This window comes from Chryseobacterium lathyri (genome assembly GCF_003290185.1).
Lineage (GTDB): Bacteria > Bacteroidota > Bacteroidia > Flavobacteriales > Weeksellaceae > Chryseobacterium > Chryseobacterium lathyri.
The window spans coordinates 14,324-33,469 of sequence record NZ_QNFY01000014.1; the positions used below are offsets into that span (position 1 = coordinate 14,324).

20 protein-coding genes are annotated in these 19,146 nt (G+C 39.2%); 11 read left to right on the plus strand and 9 right to left on the minus strand.

The window, feature by feature from the left end:
• Positions 1–18 precede the first annotated feature (18 nt).
• Positions 19–954 (plus strand): ketopantoate reductase family protein, encoded by a 936-nt coding sequence (locus tag DRF61_RS18220; protein ID WP_111959696.1) that lies wholly within the window; start codon positions 19–21, stop codon positions 952–954.
• 93 nt (positions 955–1,047) lie between these two features.
• On the opposite strand, the gene DRF61_RS18225 is transcribed toward DRF61_RS18220, so the two are convergent.
• From DRF61_RS18225 to DRF61_RS18240, 4 genes are all read right to left on the minus strand, one after another.
• Entirely contained in the window at positions 1,048–1,395 is a 348-nt protein-coding gene (locus DRF61_RS18225) for a 4Fe-4S dicluster domain-containing protein (protein ID WP_111959698.1), read from the minus strand.
• 110 nt (positions 1,396–1,505) lie between these two features.
• Positions 1,506–2,060, minus strand: coding sequence for an NADPH-dependent FMN reductase (locus DRF61_RS18230; protein ID WP_111959700.1), 555 nt, complete (start codon positions 2,058–2,060; stop codon positions 1,506–1,508).
• A 5-nt stretch (positions 2,061–2,065) separates the two neighbouring features.
• Complete coding sequence (locus tag DRF61_RS18235) at positions 2,066–2,566, minus strand: DUF2480 family protein (protein ID WP_111959702.1); 501 nt, start codon at positions 2,564–2,566, stop codon at positions 2,066–2,068.
• A 30-nt stretch (positions 2,567–2,596) separates the two neighbouring features.
• Positions 2,597–3,223, minus strand: coding sequence for a superoxide dismutase (locus tag DRF61_RS18240; RefSeq protein WP_111959704.1), 627 nt, complete (start codon positions 3,221–3,223; stop codon positions 2,597–2,599).
• A 192-nt stretch (positions 3,224–3,415) separates the two neighbouring features.
• Between DRF61_RS18240 and DRF61_RS18245 the strand changes: the two genes are divergently transcribed.
• Positions 3,416–4,036 (plus strand): helix-turn-helix transcriptional regulator, encoded by a 621-nt coding sequence (locus DRF61_RS18245; protein WP_111959706.1) that lies wholly within the window; start codon positions 3,416–3,418, stop codon positions 4,034–4,036.
• A gap of 194 nt (positions 4,037–4,230) precedes the next feature.
• Here DRF61_RS18245 and DRF61_RS18250 read toward each other — a convergent pair whose 3' ends face one another.
• Complete coding sequence (locus DRF61_RS18250) at positions 4,231–4,617, minus strand: hypothetical protein (protein ID WP_111959708.1); 387 nt, start codon at positions 4,615–4,617, stop codon at positions 4,231–4,233.
• 49 nt (positions 4,618–4,666) lie between these two features.
• Positions 4,667–6,049 (minus strand): MFS transporter, encoded by a 1,383-nt coding sequence (locus DRF61_RS18255; protein ID WP_111959710.1) that lies wholly within the window; start codon positions 6,047–6,049, stop codon positions 4,667–4,669.
• A 73-nt stretch (positions 6,050–6,122) separates the two neighbouring features.
• Between DRF61_RS18255 and DRF61_RS18260 the strand changes: the two genes are divergently transcribed.
• A complete protein-coding gene (locus tag DRF61_RS18260; RefSeq protein ID WP_111959712.1) occupies positions 6,123–6,995 on the plus strand; it encodes an AraC family transcriptional regulator in 873 nt (290 codons plus the stop codon).
• 79 nt (positions 6,996–7,074) lie between these two features.
• On the opposite strand, the gene DRF61_RS18265 is transcribed toward DRF61_RS18260, so the two are convergent.
• Positions 7,075–7,701 carry an RNA polymerase sigma factor gene (locus DRF61_RS18265; protein WP_111959714.1) on the minus strand — a complete coding sequence of 209 codons (627 nt, stop codon included), beginning with the start codon at positions 7,699–7,701 and terminating at the stop codon, positions 7,075–7,077.
• 241 nt (positions 7,702–7,942) lie between these two features.
• On the opposite strand from DRF61_RS18265, the gene DRF61_RS18270 reads away from it, so the two are divergent.
• The 8 genes from DRF61_RS18270 (at position 7,943) to DRF61_RS18305 (ending at position 17,491) form a co-directional block, all read left to right on the plus strand.
• Positions 7,943–8,887 (plus strand): FecR family protein, encoded by a 945-nt coding sequence (locus tag DRF61_RS18270; RefSeq protein WP_228452727.1) that lies wholly within the window; start codon positions 7,943–7,945, stop codon positions 8,885–8,887.
• A gap of 55 nt (positions 8,888–8,942) precedes the next feature.
• A complete protein-coding gene (locus DRF61_RS18275; protein WP_111959718.1) occupies positions 8,943–12,251 on the plus strand; it encodes a TonB-dependent receptor in 3,309 nt (1,102 codons plus the stop codon).
• 36 nt (positions 12,252–12,287) lie between these two features.
• Entirely contained in the window at positions 12,288–12,503 is a 216-nt protein-coding gene (locus DRF61_RS18280) for a hypothetical protein (RefSeq protein WP_111959720.1), read from the plus strand.
• A 50-nt stretch (positions 12,504–12,553) separates the two neighbouring features.
• Positions 12,554–13,867: a hypothetical protein gene (locus tag DRF61_RS18285; protein ID WP_111959722.1), complete on the plus strand. Its 1,314-nt coding sequence runs from the start codon at positions 12,554–12,556 to the stop codon at positions 13,865–13,867.
• Positions 13,868–13,938: 71 nt separating this feature from the next.
• Positions 13,939–14,865, plus strand: coding sequence for a T9SS-dependent choice-of-anchor J family protein (locus DRF61_RS18290; protein ID WP_111959724.1), 927 nt, complete (start codon positions 13,939–13,941; stop codon positions 14,863–14,865).
• Positions 14,866–15,075: 210 nt separating this feature from the next.
• Positions 15,076–15,816, plus strand: coding sequence for a hypothetical protein (locus DRF61_RS18295; protein WP_228452725.1), 741 nt, complete (start codon positions 15,076–15,078; stop codon positions 15,814–15,816).
• Between the two features lie 14 nt (positions 15,817–15,830).
• Positions 15,831–17,180, plus strand: a complete 1,350-nt coding sequence (locus DRF61_RS18300; protein WP_111959928.1) for a S41 family peptidase — start codon at positions 15,831–15,833, stop codon at positions 17,178–17,180.
• Between the two features lie 38 nt (positions 17,181–17,218).
• A complete protein-coding gene (locus DRF61_RS18305; protein WP_111959726.1) occupies positions 17,219–17,491 on the plus strand; it encodes a hypothetical protein in 273 nt (90 codons plus the stop codon).
• Positions 17,492–17,640: 149 nt separating this feature from the next.
• Here DRF61_RS18305 and DRF61_RS18310 read toward each other — a convergent pair whose 3' ends face one another.
• Both DRF61_RS18310 and DRF61_RS18315 read right to left on the minus strand, forming a co-directional pair.
• Positions 17,641–17,841: a bacteriocin-like protein gene (locus DRF61_RS18310; RefSeq protein WP_111959728.1), complete on the minus strand. Its 201-nt coding sequence runs from the start codon at positions 17,839–17,841 to the stop codon at positions 17,641–17,643.
• 279 nt (positions 17,842–18,120) lie between these two features.
• Positions 18,121–19,143, minus strand: a complete 1,023-nt coding sequence (locus DRF61_RS18315) for a phytase (protein ID WP_111959930.1) — start codon at positions 19,141–19,143, stop codon at positions 18,121–18,123.
• Between the last annotated feature and the right edge of the window lie 3 nt (positions 19,144–19,146).

Consider the following 19,146-nt stretch of genomic DNA (forward strand, 5'->3'; position numbering starts at 1 on the left):
TTTGTTAAAAATAAATTTATGAGCAAAAAACATATTGCGGTGCTTGGATTGGGTGGAGTAGGCGGATATTTCGGTTTTAAAATCAACCAGGAAAATGAGTCTTCCAAAAAATATAAAGTCAGTTTTGTAGCAAGAGGAGAAACCTATCAGAAGGTAAAAGAAAAAGGACTGGTTCTTCTCTCGCCTGAGCACCCTGTAGATCATACTTATCCTGATGCCATAGAGCAGAATATCAGTGATGTGAAAAATGCAGACTTACTATTGATCTGTGTAAAAGAATATGACCTGGAAAATATTTGCCAGCAGCTTAAAGAGGTGATCAGCAGCGAAACAGTACTGCTTCCCATGATGAATGGTGCGGATATTTACGAAAGAATTAGAAAAATAATTCCTGATAACGTTATTCTGCCGACTTGTCTCTATGTAGCTTCCCATATCAAAGAAAAAGGAATTGTAGAGCATAAAGGAAAAGCAGGGAAAATGATTGTAGGAAGAGATCCTGAACATTTTTCTGCGGATGTGGATTGGATTGTTGATATATTGAAAGAAAGTAAAATTGATTTTGATTTTAAAGATAATTCACTGGCAGATATTTGGACGAAATATATTTTCATTGCCAGTTTCGGACTGGTGACAGCTAAACATAATTCTTCCATTGGAATGGTATGCACAGATGAAAATCAGAGAACTGAAGCTTCCGAAATCATGAAAGAAATTAAAAGGATCGCTGACAAAAAAAGAATTGCTCTGGATGAAGATATTATTCAGAAAACATTTGAAAAAGCAGCTACATTTCCTTTTGAAACTCCGACATCTCTACAACTTGACGTCAACTCCGGAAAAGAAAATAATGAACTTGAATTATTAGGGGGTGCCGTTTTGAATTTCGGAAAAGAATTGAGTATTGAAACGCCTGTCACACAGAAAATTTATAATGAAATAAAAGCCTTATAAGCTGAGATATTTTGTTTCTAAAAACAAGTCATAAAATGAAAGCGGGTTTATTCCCGCTTTTATATTGGTTTCTAATTAATGTGTTCACTTATCTTAAGAGTGAAGGAATTTTTTGCGGCTGAATAAAATGTCATCGGTTTCACGGTGCTCAGGATCATCTACACAGCAATCTACCGGGCATACCGTTTTACACTGCGGCTCCTCATGAAATCCTTTACATTCTGTACATTTTCCCGGAACTATATAGTAAACGTCGTCCGAATAAGCCTGTTGGTAAGCTCCTGCATCTGTTTCCGCTCCATCCGGAAAGATTACTTTTCCGGAAAGCTTTGTTTTATCCTGCCACCTCCAGTCAACAGCACCTTCATAGATTGCTGAATTAGGACATTCGGGTTCACAGGCTCCGCAGTTAATGCAGTCATCGGTTATTGTAATAGCCATATTATATTTTTTTAAAAAGATTTAAAAGAGATTTCTCCTGACTTGTTATGGTCCGAGAAATCTCCGTCTAAACATAACTTAAATGAAATAGCAATGGGTTATAATTTTTACTATATCTTTCCTATTCTCTTGGTAGTTGCAATGCCGATCATCTGATCAAATTTAGCAGAATATAAAGAAGATATTTTTGCCGGATCTTCCGGATCAAATAATGCTGATCTGATAATAGGTATGCTGAAAGGAAGAGGCCATGCCCGCAGAGATTTTGCAACCGCATCCATAGTATTGATGCCCTGCATAGCCTGCAGGCCATCTGCCCAGCAAACCAGGCCAACCGTTTTATCCGTGAGATAAGGCTGATAATGATTGGCTGTAACTTCAAGCCAGTCCAGACAGTTTTTCATTACTCCCGGAATACTGCCGTGATAAAGCGGAGCTAACCAGAAGTGAATATCTGCCTCCAGAAATAGCTGGCACATGCGTTCTACAGCCAAAGGAGTTTTAGTAAGGGCAGTGTCAAAAAGTGGAATTCCCGAATCTGCCAATGTAAAGATCTCTGTCTGGAAGCCTGATTGCTCCAGCCTTTCTGCAAAGTATCGGGAAATTCGTCCGGAAGTAGATTCAGGTCTTTTTTCTAAAGAACCGTTTAATATAAGTGCTTTCATTGCTTTTAACTTTTAAAGATTACTTTCGGAAGACCTATTTCACCATACATCAAAGTTTTGACCAAAGGTTTCAAAAGTCCGGCTGCCAATAAGTACAGAGAAGGATCATGATCAGCTTTTGCCCGGACAACAACTTTCTGATTTTTATATGATCTCAGATCTGCATACATAAGGCGGCGTTTCCAAAGATCCAGCAGAACCGTTTCTGTATTATTTAAATCTGCATAAATGGCATAAGGAGATAGTTTTTCCATTAACATCATCAATGCCCAGGGCGGAATAATAGCATCCGTAGAACAAATAATTGCTACAGCTTTTTCGTTGTATACAGAAAAGTCTACGGCAGCAATGGATTCCTTAAATTCCTTTTCCTTTACAATCATTCCCATGAAAAGATGATCTTTGATATCCAGTTCCATAATTTCTGTAGTTGGTCTGTAGTCTGAGAGATCAAGGGCAATGATTCCGGAGGCTTCTGCTTTATTGATGAATATTTTCTGATCCATAATTGATTTTGTAATCAATATTAAAGTTAGTTATTTAATTTTTGAAAGAGCTTCTTCGTATTTTTTCTCTACGGCTGACCAATTTAAAACAGACCAGAATGAATCCAGATAATCCGCTCTTTTATTCTGGTAAGCTAAATAATAAGCATGTTCCCATACGTCAATTCCAAGAATCGGAAAACCTCTGTTGACCTGTTGGATATCCATCATCGGGTTATCCTGGTTGGGAGTAGAGGCCACAGCCAGCGAACCGTTAAATTTTACAAACAGCCATACCCATCCGGATCCAAACTGTCCAAGACCTGCTTTTTTCATTTCAGCCTTAAGGTTTTCAAGGCTTCCAAAAGTGGAGATGATAACCTCTGCCAGTTTTCCTTCAGGGTTTAACTGAGGTTGTGGAGAGAGAATTTCCCAAAATAATGAGTGGTTGAAATGTCCGCCACCGTTATTTCTTACGGCAGGGCTGTATTCACTGATTCTTTGAAGGATGGAATCCAGATCGTCTGAAGTTTCATCCGACGCCTTCAAAGCTGCATTCAGATTATCCACATAAGCCTGATGGTGACGCTGATGATGAATGGTCATTGTTTCTTTATCTATAAATGGTTCCAGTGCATCGTAAGCATAAGGAAGCTGAGGTAGTGTAAATGTGCTCATTGCTTTTATTTTTTTAATTAATGTATTCCAAAGGTAATCATATATTTCAATAAAACAACTTTATTGTTGTTTTATTGAATGAGCGTATTTTACTTTAAACACTTGAATAGCTGTAATTTAATATATAAAACTAAAGATTATAGAAAATGACTATATTTGTTGTATAAAATAAAACAACTAAATTATTGTAAAATGAAGAAGCCGGCAGCAGACCGAATCCTGATGTTCTTAAAAATGAGAGGGGAGGCGACATCGCTTCTGATCTCTAAAGAGCTTTCCATAACAAAAGAAGGTGCAAGAAAGCATTTACTGAATCTTGCTGTGGAAGGACTCATCCGGCCTGTCGCAAAAAGTGAAGGGGTCGGACGACCTTCAACCTACTATACTCTTACGGAAAAAGGTTTGTCGCAGTTTCCGGATTCCCATGCCGACGTAACTGTACAGATCCTGAGGTCTGTAAAAAATTTGTTGGGAGAAAACGCATTGGATCTGCTGATCAATGACAGAGAAAAAAATACGTACGAACGCTATGAAAAAGCTTTGGTAAAAGCAGAATCCTTAGAACAACGGTTAGAAGTGCTGGTACAGGCCCGAAGTGAAGAAGGCTATATGGCAGAATGGACGAAAGAAGGCAATGAGTATTTCCTCATCGAAAACCACTGCCCGATATGTGCCGCTGCCACCGAATGTCAGGGATTCTGCCGGGCAGAGCTTTCCAACTTCCGGAACCTGATCGGCAAAGAATATCAGGTGGAAAGAGTAAGTCATATTCTTTCCGGTGGACAGCGGTGTGTGTATAAAATTAGTGAGTGATTTTTAGATAAAAGATAAAAGATAAAAGATAAAAGATAAAAGATAAAAGATAAAAGATAAAAGATAAAAGATAAAAGATAAAAGATCTTGTTATTAAAATTCAATAGGAGCGGGCTTTAGCCCGCTTACAAAAAAAATGCCTTGATCATCTGGCTTTAGCCAAAATCTAAAATCAAGAATCCCGTCCTAAAAAATCAGATCCAATTCTTAATAAGATGAAGCCAGAATACTTTTTCCTCCCGTATCACAAAGACAGCTGATGACTTCCGCCGTGTCACTACAGATCCGGTTGTCTGGATCTCAATGTACGAAGACAGTCCATGGCTTTCTGTAATTTGAACATCAATATTTTCAATGACAATGCTGCGTTCCGGAAATTTACCGTATGCTCCCGGAAGCCATTCTGAAAATGTAGCCAAAGTCACAGTATCGCCGTTTCCTGTAACCATTCTGAAATCTGCATCAAATCCCGACAGAAGCTTTTTGTAAAGCCTGTTTTGATCTTGTTCTCCACGAAACCAAGCTTCAATATCTCTGTGAAATCCATTGATTTCTGTAATGATTTTTTCTGTGTTATTCATAAGTTTAAATATATAATTATTGTTATTAAAAAAATGACATATAATCTACTCAATATAATGTTTTATGCTTCAAAAGCTTCTTATTGATGAAAATTCCTGCGACCTGAAAGATTGCAATCATTAAAATAGCCAGGGCAAAGGCTTTCGGGAATCCCAGAGTTTCAATTGTGCTGAAAAACACAGTTCCGATAATGGTACCACCGGTTACACTCCCGATCTGTATGCTGATACTGATCAACCCTGAGGCCTGACCTGCCTTTTCTCTGTCTATTAATGCAATAGCGTCCCGCATCATCACAGGCATGATAATACCATGACCCAGCCCGGCCAAAAATAAGCTGATATCCATTTTTATTGAAGGTTTTTCCTGAAGATAAATGAATATTGAGGCTAAAGAGAACCCTGAAATCAATAATCCCAAACCAATGTAAACCATGATATGTGAAGAATATTTTACTTTGGAAATAAGCAATGGTCCGATAAAAAAAGCCATTCCGTAGGGAATAATAGCAAGACCTGTATCTACCGGGTTCCAATTCAGGAACTGCTGCAAATAATACGGATAGCAGATAAACAGTCCTGATGTGAAATTGTAAAAGAAAATAATCAGGAGACAAAGAACAAACGGGTGGTACTGCAAAAGAGTAGGGTCTATCAATACAGGCCTGTTCTTACGCAATGATTTAACTTCATATCTGTAAAACGCCATCAACAGTAAAAGTCCTGATAGTAGAATCGCAAAAATCCACCATGCCCACTGGTATTTCCGTCCAAAAATAATAGGACATATAAACATTAATAATGAGGTGATTAGCAATAGCGCGCCGGCATAATCAATTTTTTGTCTTTTTTCTTCTCGGTTATTCTCCATGGTATAATGGATACCTACGATACAAAGCAGCGTAACGGGAACATTGACTAAAAATACCGTTTCCCATGAAAATGTTATCCAGTGAAGATTAAGCAGAAATCCACCTAACAATTGTCCTGCAACAGAAGCCAAACCGAATACGGAACTGAATATACTGACTGCCTTAGGCTGCTCGCTGCTGTTGAATAAAACCCTTATAGATGCCAGAACCTGAGGGGCCAGAAAAGAAGCGCCAACTCCCTGAAACATCCGTGAAATAATAAGAAGTGTAATATTTGGAGAGAAAGCACAGGCAAGAGAAGAAAGTAAAAAGAGATATAATCCCAAAGTAAATATTTTTTTGCGGCCATATAAGTCGCCCAGACGTCCCCCACAAACCACAAGCGCAGCATAAGTAAGCCCGTAAATGGCAACTACCATTTGTAGCTGATGATCACTGGCACTAAAAGTTTTTTTAATGGAGGGAAGTGCCATATTGACTATAAAATAATCGAGAGGCGAAAGAAAGGCTCCTGCTGTGAGGTAGCCAAGCGCCTGCCATCGTTTGGGATAGATGTTCATATTTTTTCTGCAAAATTAGCCGCTTATTGTACCTGTAAAATTGTACTTTTGGAGGAAAAATAAGTATTCAAACATGAAAATGTTACAGGTTGAACACATTGATGTAAAGGAAATCAGGTTTTGCAGCGAAGGAATAGCTCTCAAAACAAAAGCTTTTCTTTCACTGGTGTATGTTCTGAAGGGTTGTGGAACACTCACGTATGACGAACGAACTATTACATTCGGGGAATCGAAGCTTTTTATTATTCCCCAGCATCAGCTGTACCATTTTGAAAGCAATGATGCCCAATTGATCGTTATAGAATGCCCGATTGAGTTTATAGATAAAATAAGACTGGAAGCTGACCGTATAGAAAGCTGCGAAAACCTTTATAAACTCCAATATATAAGCAATAATTATCATGCAAGGGCAGGATGTGTATTCCGGAATAAGGATGATGAACGTTTTGCTGAAACCCTCATTATACAAATTACCAGAGAGCATAAGCGTAAAACTGATGACTATCTGATTATCCGTAACTGTATTTCTATCCTGTTGAATATTATAGCACGGAATATCATTGACAGCGAAACCTCAGATCTACAGCAGAACGTAAAAGCTTTCTCCATCATGAAAATCATTACCTATATTCAGGAGCATGTAAAAGATAAAGAGAAGACCAGGATACATTCCATAGCAGATCATTTCGGGATTTCAAAGAATTATTTCGGGGAATACTTCAAGCAGCATACAGGAATTTCCTATCAGGATTATCTGCTGGATTACCGCCTGAAACTGGTAGAAACCTATTTGAAATACAGCAGTGTCCGATTGAGCGAAATCGCGTATGAACTCCAGTTCAGTGATGAAAGCCATGTGTCAAGGCTCTTCAAGAAGCACAGGAATATGACGCCTAAAGAATACAGAAAAATTCTTTTGGTTAAACCCGATCAGGAGGGAATTTAGTCTGAAAGAGGGAAAAATAAGAAAAAAGAAGTGCTATGGCTTAACTTCCTTCTTCAGGCATCCGCTTCCATTCCCCAATTCAATACTTCGTTAGTATTTCCATCAGCATCAGGATAGATACTAGTTTTTTAGAAGACTGGTATTCCGGGTTCAGCTGCTCTCTTATTTCCCCCAAAGCTTTGCTTAATTTATTACTTACCGTCTTATTGCTGATGCCGAGAGCTTCTGCTGTTTCATCAACAGACATATTTCTTCTGATTCTCATATCATACACGCTCTGTTCCGTCGTGGGAAGCTGTGAAACCACCTCATCAATCATAGATAATAAAGCAGAGATCTCGTTTTCTTCAAGAATTTCAAAATATTCCGTATCAGATATATTCATCTCGCCTGTAGGGTCAAATTCATCAATACTAATGGTAGACGGGACCTTTTTAGAACTGTTATAATGATCAATAATTCTGTAATGAAGATAACGCAGGAGGTAGCCTTTTGCACTTTCAGTATCGTCGGTCTGTATGGAAGTGGTGTCTTCAAGTATTTTTATCCAGAGGTTCTGCAGCAATTCTTCAGACATCTCTTTATCTCTCGTCCTCGTGAAAACAAAACGGTAAAGACTGTCCCAATACCGCTCATAGAACAGCATGAATGCAGGACGGTCACCTGATTTTATCTTCTTTAATATCGTATAGTCTGTAAGCATCATATCGTTGGTACAAAATTACCTAAAGGAAAATTAACTTTTTATGAACTTTGGGGATTCTAAGATTAATTATTTCTGAAAGATATCCCCTAAATGTGAATCAAATGTTGAGAAAGCAGTAGAATGGGTTAAAAATGTTAACAAGTTGGTTTTAATGTGAATACAATATTAAGAACCGCCTGGGGAAGTTTTTCATTTTCACAGTCTTATAGATAGAAGTATCTGTGAATACATGAAATATTTTATGAAAAGCCAAAAAAATAAGAATACTGCAGCTTTTGTTTTTAAGCTCTGGCAAAGGGAAGTTTCCGAGGGGGAAATCTCTGAAAAAGAAAAAGAAATTTTGAGTCAGTGGGAAATCCGGACAGAAAAAGACCTGGACAGAATCCATATGAAGGAATCCAAAGAAAGGGTTTTATCTGCACTCGAACTGTATTTTATTAAGCCCGTCCAGACAGCTCCTCTCTATTCATTAAAAAAATATGTATACACAGCTGCGGCTGCAATTATACTTCTGTTGTCTTTAGGAGGAATCCTATATACTGCATTCTTTAAACCTGATACCTATACTTCGGGCTCGGAAAACCGTAAAGTTTACCTGGCAGACGGTTCTGTGGTTACATTGTTGAACGGTGCAGAACTCACAGTAGATAAATCGTTTCCTGCTTCCACTAGAATAGTGTATCTGAAAGGGGATGCCATATTTTCTGTAGCAAAATCAAAGACTCACCCCTTCATTGTACATGCAGATGGTTTCAGTACCAAAGTTCTGGGAACTGTTTTTAAAATTTCACAATCCGGGAATGACAAATCTGTACAGCTTTATGAAGGTAAAGTTGCTGTTTCCTATGCCGGAGTCCCGGTTTCTTACCTGAAGCCTAACCAGAAATGGACCAATTTCGGGATAGCCCATACCGCAGCCGTGATTTCACTTATAACAGAAAAAAAATTAGGAAAACAGAAAGCAGAACTGTTGTCATTAAGCTTCAACGATGTTTCCTTTAAAGAGGTGGCAGATGTGATGCAGAATAATTACAAGATCAGGATCGTATATCCTAAAGAAACTGCAGAAAAGAAGATAACAGCAGATTTCACAGGAGGTACAGCCGATGAAAATATGGAAGCGCTGGCCTTTATATTGGGCCTTGAAGTACACAAAGAAGATCATATATACACCCTGAAGAAATAACCTACCATAGATTAACACTAAAAGAAAATAAATTATTAAAAGAGAAATTGAACATATGAAAAGATTGAAATGCGGTCTTACCGTTGCGGCAGTATTCTTTACGGTAGCAACTGAAGCTCAGGAACTGGTTCAGAAAGTATCATTTTCAGTACCTGCAAGCAGGCCTCTTATTGAGGTTCTGGAAGATTTTGCCGGAAAAACAGGAATGAGGCTGGCCTATTCTAAAATAGATATTAAAGAGCTGAAGGTAAAAGGCGTAAAATGTGAAAATACTTCTGTCAATAACTGTCTTAAAGATATTACAAACGGCCTTCCGGTAGCATTCCGCCTTCGTGGAGATCTTATTTCAATAAAATATGAGGGAACTGGTATTTCGGTAACGGGAGACGGAAGGATTACCGGAAAGATTGTGGATGAAGTAGGAAATCCTGTGGCCGGAGCTGAAGTAACAGTTGCTAAAAAGACTGTACTTACAGATAATAACGGAGATTTCGTGGTAGATCTGCCTTCAGGAATATATACTTTAACCGTAAAAGCATCAAAATACAGTCCGCTTCGGGTAGAAAAACTTTCAGTCAATACTAATGAAACCAATACGGTCTCATTTGCCATGAAGCAGGCTCCGGACAAAATAACGGACATCCGGGAAGTGGTGATTACCGGCACCCGAAAAGCAGATACGCAGGCCGGACTTCTCGCCCAACAGAAAAAAGCTGCCCAGATGAGTGACGGGATCTCCGCCGAGCAGATCGCCAAAACACCGGATAATGACGTAGGTGGAACCCTTAAAAGAGTAACAGGAATAACGACCATAGACAACAAATATGTAGTGGTTCGGTCTATGGGAGAACGCTGGAATACAGCAGCTATGGACGGAATCAACCTTCCGAGTACAGAAGCCTACAACCAGAATTTTTCATTTGATATTATTCCTACCGCCATGGTGGAAAGCATTGTAGTAAGTAAAACAGCAACACCGGATATGAATGCCAGCTTTGCAGGAGGTTATGTTGAGGTAAGAACCAAAGATATTCCCAATGAAAACTTTACCACGGTAAGTGTAGGGACTTCCTATAATGACCAGTCGGCGTTTAAAGAATTCCTGACCCGTAAACGTGGGAAATATGATTATTTCGGGTATGATGATGGTACAAGAGATTTTCCCAAAGGACTTGAAGCTACAGACTGGAATAATCCTTTGTTTTTTGAGCAGTCTAAAAGATTCACAAACGATAATTTTTCCACCTTCAGTACCACAGGAGATATGGGATCCAATGTACAAGTAGCATTGGGAAGATCATTTGCCCTTAAAAATAATAATAAATGGGGTTTTGCCGGAGCATTTACGGTAAGAAATGAACAAAATAAGTTAGACATCGATCATACAGGAAGGGGAAACTGGCTGGACACCACAGCACCCTACGATCCCAACTGGCAGGCGAATGGAACAGATCCTATTGTTTTTTACAATTTCAAAAATAAAGGAGCATCATACAATTACAACTCGACGTTAGCAGGAATGCTGAATTTTGGATTACAGCTGGGAAAAAACAGAATCTCCTTCCGTAATTCCTACACCCATATTTATGATAATACGCTGACCAGAATAACCGGCTGGAATGAATATACAGGAGGGAGCGGAATGGCTGCCAATGCCGAAGCATCCTATAATTATTTCTATAACGGGATTATTCCCAATAATAATCCTTCACAGATCAAGGATCTGGACAAGCCTTATACCGATAATACCAATTATCCCATCTACCAGACGCTTTTACAGAACAAGCTTGAGGGAAACCACAAAGTTGGAAATGCCGAAATCAACTGGTTTGCTGCAAGAACAGGGGTGAAATCTGACACCAAAGACTACACCCAGTATCTGAGTCTTTACGATTTCATTGGCAGCGAGATTCTTAACTATCACAGGATTTATAATTCGGGATCTAATTTCTACAGAGGATATATCGCCAATAAAGAAACGGATTATAACTATGGAGCTTCGCTTAAATGGAATATAGACAAAGGAAATTTTAAAAATGATATTAAGTTAGGATATGCAGGGGTTATAAAAAATAATACCAATCAGCAGGAGAAATTCTTTTTAAGGGTGGATGAAAACAGGGATGTTCCAAACAGTGAAAAAAACTTTATCACCATGCATGGTTCTTTGGCCCAGTGGTTTGACGGTTCTAAATATGTTCCGGGAGGAATAGGCTGGCAAACCAGACCCCTGTACAAAAATGACAGGTATGAAGGAAAAGTAACCCAGAATGCATTTTATGTCATGCTTGATAACCGTTGGAAAAATATGTTCAGATTGGTTTGGGGAGTCCGCGCAGAATATTTTAAGTATGACCTTATTTCTCAGCAATTAGATCTTTCAGATAATCAAACGGTTAAAAAAGAGCCGATAGATGATAAACCGTGGCAGTGGATGCCTTCCGTAAATTTTACATACAGTCCTACCAATAAAATCAATGTAAGGCTTGCCTACAATAAAACGGTAATCCGTCCACAATTCAATGAGAGAACGGGGCTTCCTTACTTTGATCCGGTAGCCAACGGCTTGATTTATAATACGGAAATGACCTCATCGGTAGTGAAAAACTATGATTTTAAATTTGAATGGTTTCCTGGTCTTGGAGAAATATTCTCTGCCGGACTATATTACAAAGATATCGACAGGCCTATTGAGCGTGAAGGACGTCTTTCGAACGAAGGAAACCTCTTCCTCTACAACGGAAACTCTAAAAATGCAAAGCTGAAAGGAGTAGAAGTGGAAGTACGAAAAAATCTGGGGTTTATTGCTGAAGAATCCCTGCTGGAAAAACTTTTTATAAGCGGAAACTTTACTTATAACACGACAAAAGTAATTGCTTTTAAAGATCAGTATAAGACAGGAGACAATGGAGAAACCTATGAAGTGGAAAGACCACTGTACGGACAGACTCCTTATGCCTACAATTTAGGCATGACCTATGATGGAGGCCGTTTAGGTGCCAGCTTTTTATACAATGCCAAAGGAGATCAGTACATCACGGTAGGATATGATTATAACGGGGAAGAAATACAGCGCCCTTATGCCGTAGCAGACGCCCAGCTTTCTTATAAATTTCTGAGAGACAAAAATCTGGAAGTAAAGTTTAATGTCAGAAACCTTTTCAACAGGGTAAAAGAGTTTTATAACAATTTCAATTCTTATTCAGTGCCGAATGGATCCGGAGGTAGCAACATATCTACAGACAGGGAGGCGTGGAAGCTTTTGCCGGGAGCCACTGACAAATATGACAAAGATATCGACAAGATTACATTCCGGGCTTATAGCGGAAGGATATTCGGCTTAAGCGTGAATTATACATTTTAAAAGACATTATAAAAAACAGAATAAAAGAGCTCATTGATGCAATGTACAGGTTTCGGAATCCTGAACACGAGCCGGATCAATACTGATGATGCGCACAGCAGTACCGGGTCAGATAAAAACCGGACGCCGTTGTTTTTTTCCGGACAGCAGCGGATAAGCAGGGAAACCCCGGCAGGACAGCTCCTCCTGGAATGCAGGGTGAAAATAAAACCAAATCGCAGGAATATAGAGGCGGATATTCCTAAATATTAAAATTTCCGGTTATAAAAATAACATTACTGGATCTACTAAAAATTATAACAATGAAAAAACTAACTTTAATTGCTGCTGCAGCATTATCTCTTACTGCTTGTCAAAATGATCACTTAGCGGATTCTTCTACACCATTCGAAATGCAGTCTGCTTCTGCTGAATATATTACAGCTTCTTCACTTCCGGTAACCTCTGTAAGTGGTGACATCACTACAAACACTACCTGGAGCGGAGTAGTAGAAATCAACGGTATCGTTACCGTAAAAAATGGTGCTAAATTAACTATCCAGCCGGGAACTTTCATTAAAGCAAAACCAAACACTACGAATACCCCTACAGGAGTTCTTGTGATTTCTAAAACTGGTAAAATAGATGCTACCGGTACAGCAACACAGCCGATTATTTTTACAAGTTATAAACTGTTAGATGGAGACGAAAATACAACGGGTGCTCCTGGTGACTTTGGTGGTGTGATTGTTTTAGGAGATGCACCTGCAAATACACCTGATACGAAAACTATCGAAGGATTAACAGGTTCTGATTTTTATTACGGAGGTACCAATGCTGCTCACAACGCAGGAATCTTGAAGTATGTTCGTATTGAATTTGCAGGATTCGATCTTTTAGCTCCAAACTCAGGAAATGAGATCAACGGTCTTACTTTGGGAGCTGTAGGAAACGGGACTACTTTAGATCACATCCAGGTATCTTACGGGAAAGATGACTCTTTCGAATTCTTCGGAGGTACTGTGAATGCATCTAATCTTGTTTCTTTTGCTCCGGATGATGATAACTTTGATTTTGACAACGGATACACAGGAACTATCACTTGTGCACTTGCTTTGGCAGACAACAATTCTACACACAGTCTTAGTGGTGGTGTTTCCGATACCAACGGTATTGAGCTGGATAACAACTCAACGGGTACAGCTACACCGCTTATTACAAATCCTGTGATCAATAATCTTACTATCGTAGGATCTCGTACTAATGTGTTATATTCTTCATCTACGCCTTCCGGACCACTATATGAAAATGGTATCCACATCAGAAGAGCAGGAAAATTAACGTTGAATAATGCTGTAGTAACAGGATATCCTACAGGAATCAAAGTAGAAGGAACAGGTTCTGAACTGTCTTCAGCTTCTACTTTAAACACAATCAAAGTACACGGATTTACAACTTCTGTTACAGGTACAGGAACTGCGGGAATCCCTGCTGCCAACCTACTGGTAGGAAGTACAGCTTCAGCTTGGGGAATGACTCAGCCATTCTTCAACGTAGGACCATGGAACGTGGCACCTAGAAACTGTGGAGACTTCCAGGGAACTTGGACGAAATATAACTTCTCTATTGTAGAATAATTTTAAATGCAGGGGAAGCATCCCAAGTCTTTCCCTGCTTTTATTTTTTTAAATCTCTAATAATCTGTATTATGAAAAAATTATTTTTATTATCTGTTGTATTGCTTTCACAGGCGGCGGCTGCGCAGTCTCTGGTATGGAGCAATTCTTTTGATACCCCTGCTGATCTTCAGGGATGGACTGCTCATGATCTGAACAATAATGGAAACGGATGGGTTCAGGGACAGAATATTTATTTTAACGGGACCAATGCCCTTACTTATGGAACCGCAGGAGTTCTCCGATATTCAGTAAGCCTGGTTCCAACTGGAAATGTTGCAGGTTTTGCTACTGAAAACGACTGGATTATTTCGCCGCCGATTGATCTGCAGGGCGCATCAGGAACAATCAGCCTGGCCGCTTATATCGGAAGACAGAGAACAACCCATTTCAATGTAGGGCGTGATCTTTTTATCTATGTAAGTACCTCTCAGAAACCGGTTCCGGAATTGGCCGATTTCCAGGCTATGACAGTAGATGCAGGAGGAAATGATATTCCAAGTCCTTACAGCGTCATTGCAGGAACTGTGGCGAATCCTTTTCCTAATGATCTGACTCAGTTTAACGAAAGTATTGTTGATCTTTCAGCCTTTGCAGGCAAAAAGATTTATATAGGAATATGGTCTAACAGAAAGCCAAGCGGTAATAATCTCCAGAATATCAATATCGATGAAATGGCGATTTATGCTTCCACATTTTTAGGCACAAAAGATATAAAGAAGAAAGAAAATGTAACGAAAATTGAAGAAAATCCGGTAAAGGAATTCCTTCAGCTCCAATTAAATCCAGGTTTTAAAGAAAATATGACGGCGGTTTCTATTTATAATGTAGCCGGGCAGAAAGTACTTTCAGCGTCATACAGCAGATCTCTCAATGTATCATCATTGCAGGCCGGAATGTACATTGCTGAAGTTTCTGACGGAAAAACAACGGAAAAACTGAAGTTTATCAAAAAATAACCATAACGTTTATCCACCCAGCCTTCAGAGTATTCTGCAGGAATTAACCATGAAAACTTAATAGATCAAACAGGTTTAATGCTTCCCCGCAAAACCGTTTGATCATAAACATATCCAACTTAGTTTTTTTATAATTATCATGTTGTCCCGTACTTTCACCGGGCGGGACAATATTTTCTGAGTTAGATTTTTTAATTTAAAATAATATAAATGAATAAGTTCATTGCATTCATACTTTTTACATTACTTATTTCCTGTTCAGACAGCAGCGTGATGCAGCCGTTTGATAAATCACAGAAGCCCGCTGAGGTGAATATCAAAGGATATTCCAAGCCGGATGTTATTCAGCTGAGACTGAACGGAACGCCTATATCTATTGATGGGAATACCTCTTATACCAATAAAATAGAGACCAGACTTGATTTTGTTCTGGATGAAGGAGAAACGGACAGGCTTGGGATCTACAACAATGAAACGGGTACCGAAATTGCCCATTACAATATTACTTACGACAATATCAGTGATTATAAAACCCTGAATTTTTTCAATCTTCCGGGGATTTTTCTTCAGGCATCCGCTGTTAAACCGCAGATCAATCTTGGGAAAGTAGGCTTTGAATTCATTTTTCCCAATCTTGGTGAATACTCTGGGAGTTCACTTTCCAATGTGAAAGGGGTTCTGAAAAGAGAAAACGGGGCAGTGCTTGCCGAATTTGACAATATTGGAAAGAAAAATTTTACTGAGGTAAAGATCTATAATTTTTTCAGTAATACAGCACCTGTCTACCTTGAACTGTATAAACCGGATAGCTCTGTGCCGTATACGGGAACTGAAATCATTAAAGTGAAAATAAAACAGGATATGGGAGCCAATCTTATCGTTCTTCAGGAAAAAATGGAAAATGGTGCTCTCACTGTTAAAGGAGAGATTGACGTGGCTGATTATCTTTAATGATGGGCAATTCTATGAAGAAATATTTTAGTTTTCTGCTGCTGCTCGCGGCAATGTCTATCTTTATCTTATCATGCAATCGTAATGATGATGAGGGCGTTCCGCGTTTCCCGGAAGGGAGCAGGGAATCTGTAAACCAATGGGTGCAGGACAGCATGAGAAGGTATTATTACTGGGCAGATCAGATGCCTGCCAAACCGGATTACCACCTACCGGTGAAGGACTTTTTTAAGAGCCTTTTATCTTCACAAGACCGTTTTTCATTTGCTGTAGATACTCAGGACCCTTCTTCTTATCCGCGTTCTGTCCGGAATATGTATGGCTTTGATTATGCCGTCATACAGTTGGCTAATGGAAGCGTTGTAACCACCGTAAAACTTGTTATGAAGAACTCCCCGGCATTCAATTCCGGTTTGGAAAGAGGGATGATGATCACGAAGATCAACGGTAAAGCGATTACTGCAGCCAATGCCGAAGAATTGACGTCATCAATTAAAGAGCAGACGGTCATAGAATTAACGGTTGGGAAGTGGGAAAATGGCACTGTTGCAAATGAAAAAAACATCACGGTCTATTACGGGTATTCTTTTGAACAGCCTCTGGAATCTAAAATATTTGAAAAAAACGATAAAAAGACAGGCTATCTTTATATCTATGATTTCCCGGACGGAATGACTTCTGCTTTGAATCAGAAGTTTGCCGCATTCAAAGCAGCCGGAATACAGGAGCTCATCATAGATATCCGCTATAATTATGGAGGATCAGTCGCTTCAGCAGCGGCTCTGTGCTCATTGATCCCTTCCGGAATTTCCTCGTCCTCCCCATTTATTATTTACAAAGGAAACAAAAACGGAGGTGAAGTCAAACGGACATTTGCCCAGCAGATAAGCTACGATTCCAATGCGCTTGATTTCAATACCCTGCGTGCAAATGCCCTCGGATTGGGCAAAGTTTATATTCTTACCTCGACCAGTACGGCATCTGCTTCGGAGATTGTCATCAATAACCTTAAACCTTATATGCAGGTTATTCAGGTGGGAGGTGTGACATTGGGTAAAGATATGGCCGGATTTATGGTGGAAGACAAGAGGAAACCCAAAAAAATATCGTGGCAGCTTCATCCGGTTATTTATAAGGTTTTCAATGCGGATGGGGAAGGAGCTTACAGCAATGGGATTCCTCCGCAGATTGCAGCCGGTGAATATGCTTCGCTGCCACTGCTTCCGTTGGGAGACCCGGAAGAAAACTTGATTTCATCCGCGCTGAACAATATTTATTCAAAATCAGCAGGCAAGAATACTTTGGACAAAAGTGTTAAGATTTTATTTCAGAGTGATACGCCTTCTGCAGCCATCGGAAAGTGAACATTTTTTTAATTTTTTAATACATAAAACCAACAGCCATGCAGGGAATAGAACCAAAATTTCACAGCAGCCTTACAGACCGTATGGAATATTATCGTGGCTTGCTGAAAAAAGCAGCCGGGGACCCGGATATCCAGCCTTCCGACATGATTTCTAAGGTCTCTGAACTAAGTGAGTTATATGAAGATTATCTGGCTCAAAAGAGGCAGCTGGAAAGAAGCATAAAAAATTACAGACAGTATCACAATGATCTGAGAAAACAGCTGACTTTGAGGGTCAAAGAATTGAAAAGAAAAGTAAAACAAAGGTGATTATGTGAATCATTGAAAGCTGTATGTATGGTTGAGCTTAAAACTTCAAATAAATAAAACCAGAGCAAAAACATTTTTACTCTGGTTCCATTATTATTTATGTCCTTATAATTATATGATCATTATTTCAGGACTGGTCTAAGGAGAAATTAAAGTAAATCTGCATTCCATCCCGCCGGGAAGCAATAGCTTTCTTCTGAATAAAAGCACGTTTTTCCTGTAGCAGTTTCACATTGTTCTTGTGTAGCATAAGGATGGTATAATGGTGATCCAGGTCCCGGACATCCTTCTTTAGTACCTCCCTTTACTGATTTTAAACCTTCTCTTGAAATTTTTTTAAGATTTTTCATGAATTAAAATTTTTAGTTTTTCTTACTCTTTTATAAGTTTTTCAGATTCCGCTTTTAGTTATCCCAAATTAGTGATTTTTTTAATACGGAAACTAAATTGATATGAAAATACTTCATCATCAAATGCATCTGTTTTATAAAGGAGTGAATTCTTTAAGATAATAATTGTCAGGAATATACAGGAGATGGAATTTCTTTACTGCTACTATTAACAAAGCACTACAAATGCAGTGCTTTATCATGTAGCTATGTGAAATATCCTATTTCAATTCAGAATTTTCATTTGCCGGCTGCCGTAATTTTTTCTTCAATCGCCCTCCAGTCGTAAAAGTGAAAAACCCGGCCATTGCTCATGGCGACAAAGACTCCCTTTGGGAAATTGTGTCCAAGATTAACATTCGTTACCTCTGAACCGTCACTTTCACTGGTGGAAACAGGAATTTCAGCAATTCTTCCCTTGGCGGGATCTTCTCTCAGATACACGTTAAAAGTATCTTTCTGCTGGTTGGAAACCAGAATATATCCTGTTTTTTCTGAAGTAGGATAGATGGAAATTCCTTCCACATCAGATGCAAAATCACCTTTTCCGAAAACAAGAAGCTCCTCATTTCCTTTGGCCGGATCTGCATAATACTGATGCACCCCGAACTGCTCGTCAGAATAATAAATATAGCCCATTTCATCATCTACGGCGATACTTTCAATCTCCTTCAGACCACTATATTTTCCAAACTTGCGGATAACTTCACCCGTTATTTTTCCCTCTTTTTCAGAAAGCTTATACTGCCAAAGATAACCGTCAGCCGGGCCGGATTTTCTTCCCACAACAGCATGTATTTCTCCTGATACAGGGTTCCGGTACATAGAAATTCCCATCGGATCGCGTTCCGTTTCACCATCAAATACTGTAAATTCACCCACTGCCTTCAGGTCAGGAAGACTGTAAAGCCTTACCGTATTGGTTTCCCTTTCTGTAACAGCGGCAATATCGGTTTTCTTTCCGTTCAGCATAAAGCCGTATTCAATATCTACATTGTTCGGGCGTTTCAATCCTGAAACTTTATTGATGATTTTTCCATTCAGGTCAAAGGCATACAGTCCGCCATCAGTGTCCTTATCTGTTCCGATAATAATGCTTTTTGAAGAATCCGCAGGATTGATCCAGATGGCAGGATCGTCGGTATCATGAACTACCGTTTCTGTAATAACAGAAGGTTTTATATTTTTTCCTAAATTTTGCGTGCTGCAGCTCACCACAAAAGGTAAAACTGATATCGCTATACTAAATGGTAACTTTTTCATACG

Bases quoted from the DNA above. Each gene is read 5' to 3' on its own strand.
- DRF61_RS18295 (WP_228452725.1), top strand. From the start codon at position 15,076: ATGAATAAGTTCATTGCATTCATACTTTTTACATTACTTATTTCCTGT.
- DRF61_RS18260 (WP_111959712.1), top strand. From the start codon at position 6,123: ATGAAAATGTTACAGGTTGAACACATTGATGTAAAGGAAATCAGGTTT.
- DRF61_RS18265 (WP_111959714.1), bottom strand. From the start codon at position 7,701: ATGATGCTTACAGACTATACGATATTAAAGAAGATAAAATCAGGTGAC.
- DRF61_RS18315 (WP_111959930.1), bottom strand. From the start codon at position 19,143: ATGAAAAAGTTACCATTTAGTATAGCGATATCAGTTTTACCTTTTGTG.
- DRF61_RS18250 (WP_111959708.1), bottom strand. From the start codon at position 4,617: ATGAATAACACAGAAAAAATCATTACAGAAATCAATGGATTTCACAGA.
- DRF61_RS18230 (WP_111959700.1), bottom strand. From the start codon at position 2,060: ATGAAAGCACTTATATTAAACGGTTCTTTAGAAAAAAGACCTGAATCT.
- DRF61_RS18235 (WP_111959702.1), bottom strand. From the start codon at position 2,566: ATGGATCAGAAAATATTCATCAATAAAGCAGAAGCCTCCGGAATCATT.
- DRF61_RS18285 (WP_111959722.1), top strand. From the start codon at position 12,554: ATGAAAAAACTAACTTTAATTGCTGCTGCAGCATTATCTCTTACTGCT.
- DRF61_RS18280 (WP_111959720.1), top strand. From the start codon at position 12,288: ATGCAATGTACAGGTTTCGGAATCCTGAACACGAGCCGGATCAATACT.
- DRF61_RS18305 (WP_111959726.1), top strand. From the start codon at position 17,219: ATGCAGGGAATAGAACCAAAATTTCACAGCAGCCTTACAGACCGTATG.
- DRF61_RS18225 (WP_111959698.1), bottom strand. From the start codon at position 1,395: ATGGCTATTACAATAACCGATGACTGCATTAACTGCGGAGCCTGTGAA.
- DRF61_RS18245 (WP_111959706.1), top strand. From the start codon at position 3,416: ATGAAGAAGCCGGCAGCAGACCGAATCCTGATGTTCTTAAAAATGAGA.
- DRF61_RS18290 (WP_111959724.1), top strand. From the start codon at position 13,939: ATGAAAAAATTATTTTTATTATCTGTTGTATTGCTTTCACAGGCGGCG.
- DRF61_RS18255 (WP_111959710.1), bottom strand. From the start codon at position 6,049: ATGAACATCTATCCCAAACGATGGCAGGCGCTTGGCTACCTCACAGCA.
- DRF61_RS18300 (WP_111959928.1), top strand. From the start codon at position 15,831: ATGAAGAAATATTTTAGTTTTCTGCTGCTGCTCGCGGCAATGTCTATC.
- DRF61_RS18240 (WP_111959704.1), bottom strand. From the start codon at position 3,223: ATGAGCACATTTACACTACCTCAGCTTCCTTATGCTTACGATGCACTG.
- DRF61_RS18275 (WP_111959718.1), top strand. From the start codon at position 8,943: ATGAAAAGATTGAAATGCGGTCTTACCGTTGCGGCAGTATTCTTTACG.
- DRF61_RS18310 (WP_111959728.1), bottom strand. From the start codon at position 17,841: ATGAAAAATCTTAAAAAAATTTCAAGAGAAGGTTTAAAATCAGTAAAG.
- DRF61_RS18270 (WP_228452727.1), top strand. From the start codon at position 7,943: ATGAAAAGCCAAAAAAATAAGAATACTGCAGCTTTTGTTTTTAAGCTC.
- DRF61_RS18220 (WP_111959696.1), top strand. From the start codon at position 19: ATGAGCAAAAAACATATTGCGGTGCTTGGATTGGGTGGAGTAGGCGGA.